The organism is Lelliottia sp. AC1 (genome assembly GCF_023278595.1).
Taxonomy (GTDB): domain Bacteria; phylum Pseudomonadota; class Gammaproteobacteria; order Enterobacterales; family Enterobacteriaceae; genus Enterobacter; species Enterobacter nimipressuralis.
On the sequence record NZ_CP025699.1, the window covers coordinates 1,721,606 to 1,737,992 of the forward strand.

General features: G+C 55.7%; 14 protein-coding genes. 11 read left to right on the forward strand and 3 right to left on the reverse strand.

The annotated features are described in order from the left end of the window. The first annotated feature begins 10 nt into the window (after positions 1–10). From C0560_RS08030 to flgL, 4 genes are all read left to right on the forward strand, one after another. Positions 11–1,108 (forward strand): flagellar basal body P-ring protein FlgI, encoded by a 1,098-nt coding sequence (locus C0560_RS08030; RefSeq protein WP_100780597.1) that lies wholly within the window; start codon positions 11–13, stop codon positions 1,106–1,108. After that, positions 1,108–2,061 carry a flagellar assembly peptidoglycan hydrolase FlgJ gene (gene flgJ / locus C0560_RS08035; RefSeq protein WP_248859951.1) on the forward strand — a complete coding sequence of 318 codons (954 nt, stop codon included), beginning with the start codon at positions 1,108–1,110 and terminating at the stop codon, positions 2,059–2,061. Before C0560_RS08030 ends, flgJ begins: the two co-directional genes overlap by 1 nt. Positions 2,062–2,135: 74 nt before the next feature. Beyond that, positions 2,136–3,779: a flagellar hook-associated protein FlgK gene (flgK, locus tag C0560_RS08040; protein WP_123429105.1), complete on the forward strand. Its 1,644-nt coding sequence runs from the start codon at positions 2,136–2,138 to the stop codon at positions 3,777–3,779. 14 nt (positions 3,780–3,793) lie between these two features. Then, positions 3,794–4,747: a flagellar hook-associated protein FlgL gene (flgL, locus tag C0560_RS08045; RefSeq protein ID WP_102105544.1), complete on the forward strand. Its 954-nt coding sequence runs from the start codon at positions 3,794–3,796 to the stop codon at positions 4,745–4,747. Positions 4,748–4,827: 80 nt separating this feature from the next. Here the strand turns inward: flgL and C0560_RS08050 are convergent, their stop codons facing one another. Next, a complete protein-coding gene (locus C0560_RS08050; RefSeq protein ID WP_248859952.1) occupies positions 4,828–6,042 on the reverse strand; it encodes an MFS transporter in 1,215 nt (404 codons plus the stop codon). Between the two features lie 108 nt (positions 6,043–6,150). Here C0560_RS08050 and C0560_RS08055 point away from each other — a divergent pair, with 108 nt between their 5' ends. Beyond that, complete coding sequence (locus C0560_RS08055) at positions 6,151–7,083, forward strand: LysR family transcriptional regulator (RefSeq protein ID WP_248859953.1); 933 nt, start codon at positions 6,151–6,153, stop codon at positions 7,081–7,083. Positions 7,084–7,138: 55 nt separating this feature from the next. Here the strand turns inward: C0560_RS08055 and rne are convergent, their stop codons facing one another. Next, positions 7,139–10,306: a ribonuclease E gene (gene rne, locus C0560_RS08060; protein WP_248859954.1), complete on the reverse strand. Its 3,168-nt coding sequence runs from the start codon at positions 10,304–10,306 to the stop codon at positions 7,139–7,141. A gap of 570 nt (positions 10,307–10,876) precedes the next feature. Between rne and rluC the strand changes: the two genes are divergently transcribed. Further along, positions 10,877–11,824: a 23S rRNA pseudouridine(955/2504/2580) synthase RluC gene (gene rluC, locus C0560_RS08065; RefSeq protein ID WP_181827608.1), complete on the forward strand. Its 948-nt coding sequence runs from the start codon at positions 10,877–10,879 to the stop codon at positions 11,822–11,824. A gap of 56 nt (positions 11,825–11,880) precedes the next feature. On the opposite strand, the gene C0560_RS08070 is transcribed toward rluC, so the two are convergent. Then, the gene (locus tag C0560_RS08070) at positions 11,881–12,465 is read right to left on the reverse strand and encodes a nucleoside triphosphate pyrophosphatase (protein WP_100780589.1); all 585 of its coding nucleotides are present in this window, start codon (positions 12,463–12,465) and stop codon (positions 11,881–11,883) included. Between the two features lie 140 nt (positions 12,466–12,605). Here C0560_RS08070 and yceD point away from each other — a divergent pair, with 140 nt between their 5' ends. The 5 genes from yceD to fabD all read left to right on the forward strand — a co-directional run bounded on the left by yceD (position 12,606) and on the right by fabD (position 16,387). Next, positions 12,606–13,127: a 23S rRNA accumulation protein YceD gene (gene yceD / locus C0560_RS08075; RefSeq protein WP_100780588.1), complete on the forward strand. Its 522-nt coding sequence runs from the start codon at positions 12,606–12,608 to the stop codon at positions 13,125–13,127. 16 nt (positions 13,128–13,143) lie between these two features. Continuing rightward, positions 13,144–13,317, forward strand: coding sequence for a 50S ribosomal protein L32 (gene rpmF, locus C0560_RS08080; protein ID WP_071844907.1), 174 nt, complete (start codon positions 13,144–13,146; stop codon positions 13,315–13,317). Positions 13,318–13,449: 132 nt separating this feature from the next. After that, positions 13,450–14,484, forward strand: a complete 1,035-nt coding sequence (gene plsX, locus C0560_RS08085; RefSeq protein ID WP_220186777.1) for a phosphate acyltransferase PlsX — start codon at positions 13,450–13,452, stop codon at positions 14,482–14,484. Between the two features lie 6 nt (positions 14,485–14,490). Further along, positions 14,491–15,444: a beta-ketoacyl-ACP synthase III gene (locus C0560_RS08090; protein ID WP_102105540.1), complete on the forward strand. Its 954-nt coding sequence runs from the start codon at positions 14,491–14,493 to the stop codon at positions 15,442–15,444. A gap of 13 nt (positions 15,445–15,457) precedes the next feature. Beyond that, a complete protein-coding gene (fabD, locus tag C0560_RS08095; RefSeq protein ID WP_248859955.1) occupies positions 15,458–16,387 on the forward strand; it encodes an ACP S-malonyltransferase in 930 nt (309 codons plus the stop codon).

The following is a 16,387-nucleotide window of genomic DNA, read 5'->3' on the forward strand; positions in this document are numbered from 1 at the left end:
GAGGTGACCTATGTTTAAATCCCTCTTCGCAATGGTGTTGGTCCTGGTGGCGACATGCGCCCAGGCTGACCGCATTCGCGATCTCACCAGTGTACAGGGCGTACGTGAAAACTCATTGATAGGCTATGGCCTGGTGGTTGGCCTGGACGGAACGGGCGACCAGACCACCCAGACGCCGTTTACCACTCAGAGTTTAAACAACATGCTGTCCCAGCTCGGGATCACCGTCCCGACGGGCACCAACATGCAGCTGAAAAACGTGGCGGCGGTAATGATCACCGCATCCTACCCGGCCTTTGCGCGCCAGGGGCAAACCATCGATGTGGTGGTTTCTTCAATGGGTAACGCCAAAAGTCTGCGCGGCGGCACGCTGCTGATGACCCCGTTAAAAGGGGTGGACAGCCAGGTCTACGCGCTTGCACAGGGTAACATTCTGGTCGGTGGCGCGGGTGCATCGGCGGGCGGCAGCAGCGTGCAGGTGAACCAGCTGAACGGCGGGCGTATCACTAACGGGGCGATCATCGAGCGTGAACTGCCAACGCAGTTTGGCGCCGGGAACACCATCAACCTGCAGCTGAATAATGAAGACTTCACTATGGCGCAGCAGATTGCCGATACCATCAACCGCAGCCGTGGTTTTGGTAGCGCGACGGCGCTCGACGCACGTACCGTGCAGATCCGCACCTCGACGGGCAGCAGCAACCAGGTGCGCATGCTGGCGGATATCCAGAATATGGAAGTCAACGTTCCGCTGCAGGATGCCAAAGTGATCATCAACTCCCGGACCGGGTCCGTGGTGATGAACCGCGAAGTGACGCTGGACAGCTGTGCCGTGGCGCAGGGCAACCTCTCCATCAGCGTGAACCGCTCGGCTAACGTTAGCCAGCCGGATACGCCGTTTGGTGGTGGCCAGACGGTAGTGACGCCACAGACGCAGATTGACATGCGCCAGAGCGGCGGCTCGCTGCAAAGCGTGCGCTCCAGCGCCAACCTGAACAACGTGGTTCGTGCGCTGAACGCGCTGGGGGCGACGCCGATGGATCTGATGTCGATTCTGCAATCCATGCAAAGTGCAGGATGCCTGCGCGCCAAACTGGAAATCATCTAATGCTCGGCGATAGCAAACTGATGGCAAGTGCGGCCTGGGATGCCCAGTCGCTCAACGATCTGAAAGCCAAAGCAGGCACCGATCCGGCGGCGAACCTCCGCCCGGTTGCCCGCCAGGTGGAAGGGATGTTTGTGCAGATGATGCTGAAAAGCATGCGTGAAGCGCTGCCGAAAGATGGCATGTTCAGCAGCGACTCGACGCGACTCTACACCAGCATGTATGACCAACAGATTGCCCAGCAGATGACCGCCGGTAAGGGGCTTGGCCTCGCCGATATGATCGTGAAACAGATGCAGGCGGCGCAGGGTGTTCAGCCCGATGAGCAAACCCAGCAGGTGCCGATGAAGTTTGATCTTGAAACGGTGACCAGTTATCAGAACCAGGCGCTGACGCAGATGGTGCGTAAAGCCATGCCGAAACCGACCGCCAGCAGCGATGAGCCGCTGTCGGGCGACAGCAAAGACTTCCTCGCTCAGCTTTCGCTCCCGGCGCGTCTGGCCAGTGAGCAGAGTGGGGTTCCTCACCACCTGATTCTGGCGCAGGCCGCGCTGGAATCCGGCTGGGGGCAGCGTCAGATCCGCCGTGAAAACGGCGAACCAAGCTTTAATATTTTTGGCGTCAAAGCGTCGTCAGGCTGGAAAGGGCCGACCACGGAGATCACCACCACCGAATTTGAAAACGGTGCGGCGGTGAAGGTCAAAGCAAAATTCCGCGTTTACAGCTCCTATCTTGAAGCCTTGTCAGATTATGTCGGGTTGTTGAGCCGCAATCCGCGCTACGCTGCGGTTACGCAGGCCGCGACGGCGGAGCAGGGGGCGCAGGCGTTGCAGAACGCAGGCTACGCCACCGACCCGCAGTATGCCCGCAAACTGACCGGTATGATTCAACAGCTTAAAGCGATGGGTGAGAAAGTCAGCAAGGCTTACAGCACCGATACCGAAAATCTGTTCTAAGGACTCAAGTTTGCGCGCGCGATGTCGATAATCCTAATCAGGACTCGTGTCTGAAAGTTTAAAAAGGAACCTCAATGTCCAGTTTGATTAACAGCGCTATGAGTGGCCTCAGTGCGGCACAGTCGGCACTGAACACCGTCAGCAACAATATTTCCAGTTACAACGTGGCCGGGTATACCCGTCAGACCACGGTGCTGGGTGCAGCGAACAGTACATTGACCGGCGGTGGTTGGGTTGGCAATGGTGTTTATGTTTCGGGCGTACAGCGCGAATATGATGCGTTCATCACCAATCAGCTGCGTGCAGCACAGACTCAGAGCAGCGGCCTGACCACGCGTTATCAGCAGATGTCGAAAATCGACGATGTGCTGTCTGATACCACTAACTCCCTGTCCACCACGCTGCAGGGCTTCTTTACCAGCCTGCAAACGCTGGTGAGTAACGCGGAAGATCCGGCGGCGCGCCAGACTGTTCTCGGCAAAGCGGATGGCCTGGTCAATCAGTTCAAAACGACCGACCAGTACCTGCGCGACCAGGATAAGCAGGTAAACACTGCGGTTGCGACCAGCGTGGATCAGATTAACTCCTATGCCAAACAGATTGCGAATCTGAACGATCAGATTTCACGTCTGACCGGCGTGGGCGCAGGGGCTTCCCCAAACAATCTGCTCGATCAGCGCGATCAGCTGGTGAGCGAACTGAATCAGATCGTGGGTGTGGAGGTCGCGGTACAGGACGGCGGCACCTACAACGTCTCATTCGGTAATGGTTACACCCTGGTTCAGGGCAGCACGGCTAACCAGTTAGCGGCGGTACCGTCGAGCGCTGATCCTGCGCGCACCACCGTGGCGTATGTGGATTCCCTCGCCGGTAATATCGAAATTCCCGAGAAGGTGCTGAACACCGGCTCATTGGGCGGTCTGTTAACGTTCCGCGCAGAAGACCTGGATAAAGCGCGTAATACGCTGAACCAGCTGGCGCTCTCGTTTGCTGACGCCATGAACCAGCAGCACGAGAAAGGCTTTGATGCCAATGGTGATGCGGGCGGCAAATTGTTCGATATCGGCTCTCCAGCGGTGACCGGCAATAGCAAAAACAGCGTGCCAGGTGCGGCCGTCACGGCCACTATCGCGGACAGCTCTAAAGTTCAGGCGACGGATTATAAGCTTGAATTTAACGGCACTGACTGGACCGTCACCCGTAGTTCTGACAAAACCTCATTTACGGCTACGCCAGATGCCAGCGGCAACATGACGTTTGATGGGGTTACCGTGAATGTCAGCGGTAGCGCAGCCACGAAAGACAGCTTTACGGTGAAACCGGTAGTTGACGCTATCGTGAACATGGATCTGCTGATCAGCGATGAATCCAAACTGGCGATGGCGGGTTCGGCGACGGGTGGTGAGAGTGATAACCTCAACGGGAAAGCGCTGCTGAATCTGCAAAGCAGCAAAGTGGTCGGTGGCAACAAGACCTTTAACGATGCTTATGCCTCACTGGTCAGTACCGTCGGCAGCACCACGTCTTCACTGAAAACCAGCGCTGCGACCAAAACAAATGTGGTGACGCAGCTGAGCAATCAGCAGCAGTCTATCTCCGGGGTTAACCTCGACGAAGAGTATGGCAACTTGCAGCGTTTTCAGCAGTATTACCTCGCGAATGCGCAGGTTCTGCAGACTGCCAGTACGCTCTTTGATGCGTTAATTAATATTCGCTAAGGCCGAGGTGAACGATGCGTATTAGCACCCAAATGATGTACCAGCAAAATATGCGTGGGATCACTGAGTCCCAAAGCAAATGGCTGGGGTATGGCGAGCAGATGTCCACCGGCAAACGCGTGAACCGTCCGTCGGACGATCCGATTGCCGCGTCGCAGGCCGTTGTACTGTCTCAGGCCCAGTCGCAGAATAGCCAGTTCGCTCTCGCGCGTACGTTTGCGACGCAGCGCGTGTCGCTGGAAGAGAGCGTGTTAAGCCAGGTGACGACGGCAATTCAGTCTGCGCAGGATAAAATCGTGTATGCGAACAACGGCTCCCTGAGTGATATCGACCGGGCGTCTGTGGCAACCGATCTGCAGGGTATTCGCGATCAGCTGGTCAACCTGGCCAATAGCACCGACGGCAATGGTCGTTATATTTTTGCGGGCTTTAAGACCGACACCGCACCGTTTGATCAGACAGACGGCAGCTATAACGGTGGCAGTACGGCGATCACTCAGCAGGTGGACTCTGCACGCGATATGCAGATTAGCCATACTGGCTCGGAAGTGTTTGAAAAGTTTACCAGCAATGCCAAGCCAGAGCCTGACGGCAGTGCCCAGGAAACTAACCTGTTTAAGATTCTGGATAACGCCATCGCTGCGCTGAACACACCGGTAAGCGGCGACCAGGCTAAGACAGATGCACTTGTGGCAAATATCGATAAAGCCAACCGTGGACTGAGTAATTCCCTGGATAACGTACTGACCGTGCGTGCCGATCTGGGTACCAAACTCAACGAACTCGATAAACTGGATGCTCTGGGTGATGACCGCGCGCTGGGTCAGACTCAGCAGATGAGTGATCTGGTGGACGTGGACTGGAACGCGGCGATTTCGTCTTACACCATGCAGCAAGCAGCACTTCAGGCCTCTTATAAAGCGTTCAGTGATATGCAGGGGATGTCTCTGTTCCAGCTGAACAAGTAACATTTTGACCTTTTAGAACATGTCTTGAAACTGGATATGTTTTGTCTGCCCAACCCGGCGTGCCGGATTGGGCTTTTTTTTTAGCGATTTTGCGCCTGCACGCAGACCAGCCGCGCGCTTTCTATTAAGCGGATCAGCACTGCCGCCGCACCACACACCGTTGCCAGCATCACTACGCCTTGCCAGCCCGCCAGGGCGTACACTTTGCTCCCCAGCGCCGAGCCGAGCGCCATCCCGATAAAGACCACCGTAAACAGCAGCGCATTGAGCCGCCCACGCGCCTGGGGTTCGAGGCTATAGACCAGGTTCTGATGGGCGACCAGGCTGGACTGCAGCCCCAGGTCGAAACCGATCGCGGAAATCGCGATCAGAACGAGTTGCCCGTGGGTGCCCAAAGCGGGCATTAAAAACATCAGCGCAAACGAAATAGTCACCAGCGCGGCACCCAGTTGGGTCACTCTGCCTGCACCGAGTTTATCCGCCAGGCCTCCGGCCAGCGGGGCGGCCAGCGCACCTGCAGCACCGGCAATCCCAAATCCACCAGCAACCGCGCTACCGAGGTGATAGCGTTCCAGCAGCATCACCGCCAGCGTCGACCAGAACGCGCTAAAGGCAATAGAGAGAAAGCCCTGGGCCAGCGCCGCACGACGCAGGGCCGGGTAGCGACGCCACAGATGCTCCATCGAGCGCATCAGGGCCGGATAGCTGAGCGTAGAGTGAACCGCAAAACGCGGTAACACAGCCCACATCACCATGCCGATCAAGGCGATGCTGACGGCGGCAAGTTGATACATTACCCGCCAGCCGAACGCTTCACCCACCACACCGCTGACAGTACGCGACAGCAGAATACCCAGCAGCAGGCCGGTCATTACCGTCCCGACGGTTTTTCCCTGTTTGCCTTCCGGGGCAAGAATAGCCGCTGCCGGTACGATGTCCTGCGCCATGGTTGCCGCCATACCAATAAGCAGACTGGCCAGCAGTAACGAGTGAAGCTGCCCGGTCAGGCTACAGCCCAGCAAAAAGAGCGCCAGTGCTGCGCTTTTAACAAGAATTAAGGTTCGGCGATCGTGACGGTCGCCGAGCGGCAGCAGGAAAAGGATGCCAAGGGCATAGCCCGTCTGCGTCAGGGTCGGCACCAGTCCCATCCCTTCGATACTGAGGTGTAAATCGGCACCCATTAACGGCAACAGCGGTTGAGCATAATAGATGGACGCAACGCTAAACCCGGCGCCAATGGCCAGGATAAAAATAACCCAGCGGCTGGTGGCCTGGGTAAGGGTGGCAGTGTTCATTTGATGTACCTCATTCATGGAGTGAGGCTATTTTTGTGCATTCAGGCTTGAGGCGGTAGCCAGCGGGATGGTAAAACGGTTATACGTTAAACGTATCATCAAATAATCATGAAGCGAACAGAGCGTATAGACAGAGTGGAACTGATGCGCACCTTTGCGCGTATCGTGGAATCGGGATCGCTCTCTACTGCAGCACGGCAGCTGGGGACCACGCAGGCGACCGTTAGCCGACGCCTGCAGTCGCTGGAAACCCTCCTCGGCGTGCGTTTGCTGTTACGCACCACCCACGCCACCAAGCTCACCGATGACGGCGAGCGTTGCTATCAGCATGCCCGAAAAGTGATCGACAGCTGGCTCGCGCTCGAAGATGAGGTGGGGCAGTCGGAGGATGAACCTGTCGGCACCTTGCGTGTGCGGGCGCCCCATGCGTTCGGGCAGGAACAACTTCTGGCACCACTGAGCCAGTTTTTGATGCGCTATCCGCAGCTTTCTGTCGACTGGATGCTATATGACAGATCGGCGGATTTTCTGAGTGATAACATCGACTGCGCGATCCGCGTAGGGGCGGAGATCGACCCTAATACGGTATCGGTGCTGCTGGCCGAAGTCCCGCGCTGTGTGGTCGCGGCGCCCGAGCTACTGGCTCGTCATGCCATGCCTGAGGTCCCCGACGATCTCACTGCGCTTCCCTGGATTGCACTCAACACCTTTTATCATCAGCATATTGAGCTGTTTGACGGAGCTTCGCCGCAGCCTGCGCGAGTGGCAATTTCGCCGCGTCTGAGCACCGACAGCCTGTATGTGACACGCACCATGGCGTTGAATGGATTAGGCGTGGCGGTGGTCTCGAGCTGGACCGTGGAACAGGACATCCGCGAGGGAAGGCTCGTGCCTCTTTTGCCGGGCTGGCAACCTGCTGCGCTGCCGGTGCACCTGGTTTATCCGTGGTCGCGCTATTACCCGGCACGATTGAGGCGTTTTCTGGAAATGATGCGTGAGGTGATGCCAGAAATCGTCGGAATGCGAAAACCCCTCCCGTAAAAAAGTCAAAAAAAAAGCCGACCACGAAGGTCGGCTTTTTCATTAGAACAGCGAGTTATTCAACCGGATTCGGGCGAGTCGCCGGAGCCGTTGCCTGGTGAGTGGCGCTATGACCACCTGCAGAACCACGACCGTCGAAATCGAACGCAGGGCGTACCCAATCGCTATGACGTGGTGCTTCTGGCACGTATTCCGGTGCTGGCGCGCGAGTCATCGGTGCGGTTGCATGGTGATGCTCAGCAACGACAGCGACAACAGGCTCTGGTTTCACAACCGGTGCGGGAACCGGTGCTTGTGGAGCCGGGGTAACATCGACAGGTTGCTCAGCAACCGCTTCAGTCACTATGTCTTCTTCAACCACCTCGGCTGCCGGTTCTGCGTCTTCTACAACCTGTTCAGCCACCACAACATCTTCTTGCGCAATGAACTGAGGCTGCTCGTCGACAGGCGCGGCAATCACTTCCGGATGAGTTGTCTCGATCTCAGCGGTTTCAACAACCTGCTGAGGTTCCGCGACTGGCTCGACGTCAACGACGGGCTGAGATTCGGCCACGATCTGCGGTGCTTCTTCAACGACCACCGCAGTGGCTTCGGCAGCGGCTACAGGTGCAACGATTGGCTCAACGGCTTCTGCAGCGACGTTTTGCTCTTCAACCTGTTGCTCCTGAGGACGGGCAACCGGGTAGCGGATCCAGACTTTGCCGGACGCCATTTCTGGTGACGCACAGGCGACAGTCAGAGGCATCGGAGACTGAGTCGGGTAGCGCTCGTCACGGTAACGACGACGACGCTGACCGCTCACGCGCAGGTGACGCGGAGAGCGACGGGAACGGCGCGGCATACCGTTGTTATCACGCGCTTCGCCATTGTCATCATGCTCAGCGACCGTATCGACAACCGCAGGCAGGTCCAGTTTTGCCAGCTGCGTGTTCTGAGCGGTTTCAACAACCGGCTCAGCGGCGGCAACGGTAGCGACTTCGGCCTGTTCAGATGCAAAGCGAACTTTCTGCGACAGTTGACGCTGCTTACGGCGCGGCATCACCTGAACGCGTTCTTCCTGATCGGCATCCTGTTCAACAGGTGCTTCGGTGTTGACAACTTTCGCTTCCTGCTGCGCCTGACGTTTATCGTCATTGCGACGGCGGTTGCGTTCGCGACGTGGCTGCTGCTCGTCACGCTGTCTGGTTTTTTCAGACTCATCGCCCGCCTGCTGGCGAATTTCGCGATCTTCCACATTCTGCTGCTGTGGCTTCTCGCGACGGTTGCGACGATTATCTTCGCGCGCTTCACGACCTTCATTGTTGTCGGAACGGTTATCGCGCTCACCACGGTTGTCGCGGTCGCCACGATTATCGCGGTTGTCACGACGGTCACGATCGTTACGATCGCGGCGGTTGTTCTGACGCTTACGACGATCCTGCGGACGCTCTTGTTTCTCTTCTTTCGGCGCAACTTTTGGCTGCTCCGGCTGAGGCTCTTCATCGGCGAACATTTTCTTCAGCGCACTGAAGAAGCGGCCCAGCAGACCTGGTTCAGCAGGCTTATCACTGGTTTCAGCAGGTTTCTGCGCAGTGGCTTTCGCCGGCGCTTTTTCCTGAACAGGAGCCGGTGGGGCTTCTGGCATGATGAAGGTCGCCAGCGCCGGTTGTTCTGGCAGCTTGCGCTCGGCCGGTTCTGCATCAGACGGCATCGCCATCTCTTCTTCATGCAGTTTTGGCAGCAGGTAGCTCAGGGTGCTGGTCTCTTCGCCTTTGCGCACGCGCAGGACGGAGTAGTGCGGGGTCTGCATCTGATCGTTTGGTACGATGATGCAGCGCACGCCGCCCTGACGGGTTTCAACGGCACTCACCGCTTCACGTTTTTCGTTCAGCAGGTAGGAGGCAATTGGCACCGGAACAATGGCGTGAACCTCTTTGGTATTCTCTTTCAGTGCTTCTTCTTCGATGAGGCGCAGAATAGAGAGGGAGAGAGATTCGTTGTCGCGCACGGTACCCGTACCGCTACAGCGCGGACAGACGTGGTGGCTTGATTCACCCAGCGACGGGCTCAGGCGCTGACGAGACATCTCCAGCAGGCCAAAGCGAGAAATATGGCTGATCTGAATACGTGCACGATCCTGACGCACCGCTTCACGCAGACGGTTCTCAACGGCGCGCTGATGGCGAACCGGAGTCATGTCGATAAAGTCGATAACGATCAGGCCGCCCAGGTCACGCAGACGAAGCTGACGGGCAATTTCATCTGCGGCTTCAAGGTTGGTGTTGAAGGCAGTCTCTTCGATATCGCCGCCGCGGGTTGCGCGTGCGGAGTTGATGTCGATGGCGGTCAGCGCTTCGGTGGAGTCGATAACGATAGAACCACCGGACGGCAGACGCACTTCACGCTGGAAGGCGGACTCAATCTGGGATTCAATCTGATAGTGGCTGAACAGTGGAATTTCACCGGTGTACAGTTTAATTTTGCTGGTGAAATCTGGACGGCCCAGTGCAGCGATGTGCTGGCGAGCCAGCTCAAGCACTTTCGGGTTATCAATCAGAATTTCGCCGATGTCCTGACGCAGATAATCGCGGAAAGCACGGACGATAACGTTACTTTCCTGGTGAATCAGGAACGGAGCCGGGCGGCTTTCTGCGGCTTTCTGGATAGCTTCCCAGTGCTTCAGACGGAAGCCTAAGTCCCACTGCAGCGCTTCGGCAGATTTGCCTACGCCTGCGGTACGAACGATAAGGCCCATGCCATCAGGCAGTTCGAGGCTTGCCAGCGCTTCTTTCAGCTCGGTACGGTCGTCGCCTTCGATGCGGCGAGAGATACCGCCCGCACGCGGGTTGTTCGGCATCAGCACCAGATAGCTGCCTGCCAGGCTGATAAAGGTGGTCAGCGCAGCGCCTTTGTTGCCGCGCTCTTCTTTATCAATCTGAACGATAACTTCCTGGCCTTCGCGCAACACATCTTTGATGTTCGGACGACCGTGGGAGTTGTAATTGGCAGGGAAGTATTCGCGGGCAATTTCTTTAAGAGGAAGGAAACCGTGACGCTCAGCGCCGTAATCGACGAATGCGGCCTCAAGGCTTGGTTCAATGCGGGTGATTTTGCCTTTGTAAATGTTCGCTTTTTTCTGTTCGTGTCCAGGACTTTCGATATCCAGATCGTACAGACGCTGCCCATCCACGAGGGCGACACGCAACTCTTCTTGCTGAGTTGCGTTGATTAACATTCTTTTCATCGTAACTTACTCATTATTCTTACATTGACGACTAAGCTGCGGGCAAGGTGACGCTTTCCGGGGTTTGAACCGATGGCCTCGTGACTATTGACGTCGCCAACCTCACGGTTGTCGCTCGCTTAAGAGGCGCAAAGTGTCGGTTGCCTGTATTTCATACGGAAATACAGCGCAATTATCAGGGGAACAGCCTGGGAACACTCTCCAGAGAAGATTCCATTTACCGGTAAGTACTGCAACCCGCAGCCCGCTAACTGTCTGAAAGATCAATACGTCTTACGCCATTGCTGCGTGGATGATCGGTCAGACAAAATGGGTCATTCCGTCGACATCCTTACTTAACCAGGATTTAACACGGAAAACGGATTCATTATTCCATTGCTAACCCGGTTATAGCAAGATGACTTTTACCATTTATCACCCGGTTACTCACAGTTTCTCCACTTCAACGAGAGGATTGGTTTAATAACCACCAAATCGATTGCGCGTGAACAAACCTGCCCGGGCAAAAGTAAATATAAGCATAGAAAAATGAGTGGCGCTAATGCGTATCGATATTTAGAATCGCCAACCATGAAAACAGAGACTCCATCCGTAAAAATGGTTGCTATCGCCGATGATGAAGCGGGGCAACGAATCGATAACTTTTTACGCACCCAGTTGAAAGGCGTGCCAAAAAGTATGATTTATCGCATCTTGCGTAAAGGCGAGGTGCGGGTAAATAAAAAGCGCGTAAAACCTGAGTACAAGCTCGAAGCGGGCGATGAAGTGCGTATTCCGCCAGTGCGCGTCGCTGAACGTGAAGAAGAGGCGGTTTCGCCGCATCTGCAAAAAGTCGCCGCGCTGACTGACGCTATCCTTTATGAAGACGATCATATCCTGGTGCTGAATAAACCCTCCGGCACGGCGGTGCACGGCGGCAGCGGTTTGAGCTTTGGCGTGATCGAAGGCCTTCGCGCCCTGCGCCCGGAAGCACGTTTCCTCGAGCTGGTTCACCGTCTGGATCGCGATACCTCTGGTGTGCTGCTGGTGGCCAAAAAGCGCTCGGCGTTACGTTCGCTGCACGAGCAGCTGCGCGAAAAGGGCATGCAGAAGGACTATCTGGCGCTGGTGCGCGGTCAGTGGCAGTCTCATGTGAAAGTGGTGCAGGCACCGTTGCTGAAAAACATTCTGCAAAGCGGTGAGCGCATTGTGCGGGTGAACAGCGAAGGTAAACCGTCTGAAACTCGCTTTAAAGTAGAAGAGCGTTACGCGTTTGCGACACTGGTGCGTTGTAGCCCGGTGACCGGCCGTACCCACCAGATTCGCGTGCATACGCAACATGCCGGACATCCCATTGCGTTTGATGACCGCTACGGCGATCGTGAGTTTGATAAACAGCTGGCCGGAACGGGGCTGTCGCGTCTCTTCCTGCACGCTGCGGCCTTGAAATTCACCCATCCTGGCACAGGTGAAGTGATGCGCGTCGAAGCGCCGCTGGATGACCAGCTGAAACGCTGTCTGAAAGTGTTACGCGGTTAAATATAGGCCGGGTGGCGCTGTGCTTACCCGGCTTACCAAAACAGGGCCGTTTACGGTCAGGCAGAAAGCGGATTGAAGTGCTCGCGTCTGAGCATCTGGCATAACGCAATCAACGGTAAACCGACCAGCGTATTTGGGTCGCGCCCGTCCAGTTTTTCAAACAACGCAATCCCCAGACCTTCACTTTTGAAGCTCCCTGCGCAATTAAGCGGGCGCTCTTTGCGCACATAATCCTCAATCTCCTGATCGCTCAGGTGGCGGAAGTGAACGTCAAAGGGTTCGCATTCCGTTTGCAGATGGCCCGTGGCGGAGTTGTAAAGCGCAAGGCCGGTGTAAAAGGTAACAATGGTGCCTCGGGCTTTCATGAGCTGCAGGCGCGCGTTCTCTTCGGTGTGAGGTTTACCCGTAATTTCACCGTCGAGCACGCAAACCTGATCGGAGCCTATAATCAGATGGTTGGGATAGCGAGCGGCCAGACTTTGCGCTTTTTCCTGTGCCAGACGCAACACCAGATGACGCGGAGATTCAGCGTGATGCGGCGTTTCGTCAGCGACGGGGGCGGCACATTCAAACGGGATCCCCAGCTTTTCAAGCAACGCGCGGCGGTATGACGAAGTGGAAGCAAGCACGAGATTTGGCATATTTTTTTCACCAGATATAGCGTATCGATGCCAGCCATTTTAAACTACAGGCCGCAATGTGTGCGAATAATTGGCAAAAGGCAGCCCTGGTTGCCTTTTTCTTTGACTCTATGACGTTACAAAGTTAATATGCGCGCCCTATGCAAAAGGTAAAATTACCCCTGACTCTTGACCCGGTTCGTACGGCTCAAAAACGCCTCGATTACGAAGGTATTTATACCGCCGATCAGGCTGAACGTATCGCCGAGTTTGTGGTCAGTGTGGACACTGATGTGGAATGCTCCATGTCGTTCGCTATCGATAACCAGCGCCTGGCCGTTCTGAACGGTGATGCAAAGGTCACGGTAACGCTCGAGTGCCAGCGTTGCGGGAAACCGTTCACACGTCATGTTCACACAACGTATTGTTTCAGTCCGGTTCGTTCTGACGAACAGGCTGAAGCACTCCCGGAAGCGTATGAGCCGATTGAGGTTAACGAATTCGGTGAAATCGATCTGCTTGCAGTGGTTGAAGATGAAATCATCCTCGCCTTGCCGGTAGTTCCGGTGCATGATTCTGAACACTGTGAAGTGTCCGACGCGGACATGGTCTTTGGGGAACTGCCTGATGAAGCGCAAAAACCAAACCCATTTGCCGTATTAGCCAGCTTAAAGCGTAAGTAATTAAGGAGTAAGGTCCATGGCCGTACAACAGAATAAACCAACCCGTTCCAAACGTGGCATGCGTCGTTCCCATGACGCGCTGACTGCAGTTACCAGCCTGTCTGTAGACAAGACTTCTGGTGAGAAACACCTGCGTCACCACATGACTGCCGACGGTTTCTACCGTGGCCGCAAGGTAATCACTAAGTAATCACGCGCTACTCAACGAATTTTACCGTGCGGGACGCCTGCATCGTGAAAGACGAAGAGTAAACGTGATGAAGCTTAGTGAGGCATTCCCCGCGAAAGCGGGGGATACACCGAACCGGGCAGCGAAGATACCTTGACACGTCTAACCCTGGCGTTAGATGTCATGGGAGGAGATTTCGGGCCTTCCGTGACAGTGCCTGCAGCATTGCAGGCACTGAATTCTAATTCGCAACTCACACTTCTTTTAGTCGGCAATCCCGACACCATCACGCCATTACTTGCAAAAGCTGACTTTGAACAACGTTCACGTCTGCAGATTATCCCTGCGCAGTCAGTTATTGCCAGTGATGCCCGGCCTTCGCATGCGATCCGCAATAGCCGCGGAAGCTCAATGCGGATTGCGCTGGAACTGGTAAAAGAAGGGCGGGCTGAGGCCTGCATCAGCGCCGGAAATACCGGTGCGCTGATGGGACTGGCGAAATTAATGCTCAAGCCCATTGAGGGGATTGAGCGTCCTGCGCTGGTGACGGTGTTGCCGCATCAGCAGAAGGGCAAAACGGTGGTGCTCGATCTGGGCGCTAACGTCGATTGCGATAGTACGATGCTGGCCCAGTTTGCCATTATGGGCTCGGTGCTGGCAGAAGAAGTTGTGGGAATTGTGAATCCCCGCGTTGCGTTGCTGAATATCGGTGAAGAAGAGACCAAGGGTCTTGATAGCATCCGTGATGCCGCAGAATTGCTAAAATCCATGCCGTCAATCAACTATATTGGCTATCTTGAAGCTAATGAATTATTGACCGGAAAGACCGATGTTCTGGTGTGTGACGGGTTTACCGGCAACGTAACGTTAAAGACGATGGAAGGGGTGGTTCGAATGTTCCTTTCCCTGCTCAAATCGCAGGGCGAAGGCAAAAAAAGGTCCTGGTGGCTGATTTTATTAAAGCGTTGGTTACAAAAAAGCCTGGCGCGGCGATTCAGTCACCTCAACCCCGACCAGTATAATGGCGCCTGTCTGTTAGGATTGCGCGGCACGGTGATTAAGAGTCATGGTGCGGCCAATCAGCGAGCCTTTACCGTCGCGATTGAACAGGCAGTGCAGGCGGTGCAGCGACAAGTCCCTCAGCGGATTGCCGCTCGCCTGGAATCTGTATTAGCTAAAAGTGACTGAGCGTACATGTATACGAAGATTTTAGGTACCGGCAGTTTTCTGCCTGAACAAGTGCGAACCAACGCCGATCTGGAAAAAATGGTCGATACGTCTGACGAGTGGATTGTCACCCGCACAGGTATTCGTGAACGCCGTATCGCCGGTCCAGATGAAACAGTAACCACGATGGGCTATGAAGCGGGCCTTCGCGCGCTGGAAATGGCAGGTATTGATAAAGACGAGATCGGTCTGATCGTGGTCGCGACTACATCCGCACCTAACGCCTTCCCAAGCGCAGCCTGTGAGATTCAGGCTAAGCTCGGCATTAAAGGCTGCCCGGCGTTTGACGTAGCAGCTGCCTGCGCAGGTTTTACCTATGCGCTGAGCGTTGCCGATCAGTACGTGAAGTCTGGCGCGGTGAAATATGCGCTGGTGATTGGTGCAGACGTGCTGGCACGTACCTGCAACCCGGAAGATCGCGGAACGATCATTATTTTTGGTGATGGTGCGGGCGCTGTACTGTTAGGTCAATCAGAAGAGCCGGGCATTATCTCGACGCATTTGCATGCCGATGGTCGCTATGGCGAGCTGCTGACGCTGCCTAACGCCGATCGCGTGAACCCGGACAGCTCCATTTACCTGACCATGGCAGGCAATGAAGTGTTCAAGGTTGCGGTCACGGAACTGGCGCACATCGTCGATGAGACGCTGGAAGCGAACAATCTGGAGCGCTCTGCGCTGGACTGGCTGGTGCCGCATCAGGCGAACCTGCGTATTATCAGCGCCACGGCCAAAAAGCTGGGCATGTCCATGGATAACGTTGTTGTGACCCTCGATCGTCATGGCAACACCTCTGCGGCGTCGGTACCCTGCGCGTTTGACGAAGCGGTACGCGATGGACGAATTAAACGAGGCCAACTGGTCTTGCTTGAAGCCTTTGGTGGCGGTTTCACCTGGGGCTCCGCGCTGGTTCGTTTCTAATTAAGGATTAAAAATGACGCAATTTGCTTTTGTGTTCCCGGGTCAGGGTTCTCAGTCGGTTGGGATGTTGTCTGAATTAGCGGCACAGTACCCGATTATTGAAGCGACTTTCCGTGAAGCATCAGACGCTCTGGGCTACGATCTCTGGGCGCTGACTCAGCAGGGTCCGGCGGAAGAGCTGAATAAAACCTGGCAGACGCAGCCTGCATTGCTTACCGCATCCGTTGCGTTGTGGCGTGTCTGGCAGCAGCAGGGCGGTAAAGCGCCTGCGATGCTGGCAGGTCATAGCCTGGGTGAATATTCTGCACTGGTATGTGCGGGCGTCATTGGTTTTGCCGATGCCGTGCGTCTGGTCGAAATGCGTGGCAAATTCATGCAGGAAGCGGTTCCGGAAGGGACTGGTGCGATGTCCGCCATTATTGGTCTGGATGATGCTTCGATTGCCAAAGCCTGCGAAGAATCAGCCGAAGGGCAGGTCGTTTCACCGGTGAACTTCAACTCACCGGGCCAGGTTGTCATTGCGGGCAACAAAGAAGCCGTTGAGCGTGCAGGCGCAGCCTGTAAAGCGGCGGGCGCGAAGCGCGCACTGCCACTGCCGGTGAGCGTCCCGTCTCACTGTGCACTGATGAAACCGGCTGCTGAAAAACTGGCGGCTGAGCTGCAAAAGATCACTTTTAACGCACCAACGGTTCCGGTTGTGAACAACGTTGATGTGAAATGCGAAACGGCGCCGGAAGCGATTCGCGATGCGCTGGTTCGTCAGCTTTACAGCCCAGTGCAATGGACCAAAACCGTTGAGTTTATGGCTGCGCAGGGCGTTGAGCACCTGTATGAAGCAGGCCCGGGTAAAGTCCTGACCGGTCTGACCAAACGTATTGTTGATACCCTGACGGCATCGGCTCTTAATGAGCCAGATGCCCTGTCAGCGGCACTCGCGCAATAA